The organism is Mesorhizobium sp. BHbdii (assembly GCF_053848045.1).
Genome location: NZ_JBSPKX010000139.1, coordinates 1 through 507, shown reverse-complemented (window position 1 = coordinate 507; position 507 = coordinate 1). Strand labels below are relative to the sequence as shown.

Below are 507 nucleotides of genomic sequence, written 5' to 3'. Positions count from 1 at the left end.
CCGAAGTCACGCGCGAAGAAATCCATTCCGCCTATTTCGGAGTGGCGGCATGACGAGGCAGCCCCGCATGCCCCGGCAATTTTCCCGCCGCCTGATGACGGGGACGCGGCGATGATCTGGCTGGACACCCTCGTGCAGGGGATTCTGCTGGGCGGGCTCTATGCGCTGTTCGCGGCGGGGCTGAGCCTCGTCTTCGGCATCATGCGGCTGGTGAACCTCGCCCATGGCGACCTTATCGTCTTTGCCGCCTATCTGATGCTGATGGGGGTCACCTTGCTCGGCCTTTCGCCCTGGGTCGCCGCGCTGATCGCCATGCCAATGATGTTTACGCTTGGCTGGCTGCTGCAGGCCGCCGTGCTAAACCGGGTGCTTGGCAAGGATATCCTGCCGCCGCTTCTCGTCACGTTCGGCCTGTCGGTTGCCGTGCAGAATGGGCTGCTCGAGGCCTTTTCCGCTGACAGCCGGCGCATTCCGGCAGGCGCACTGGAGGGGGCATCGCTCGATCTC

Annotated in this window: 1 protein-coding gene; it reads left to right on the top strand. The window is 64.5% G+C overall.

Annotated elements, in window-relative coordinates:
- Nucleotides 1-111: 111 nt before the first annotated feature.
- On the top strand, nt 112-507 hold a 396-nt coding region (locus tag ACWTU8_RS32270), incomplete at its 3' end, for a branched-chain amino acid ABC transporter permease (protein WP_455851306.1).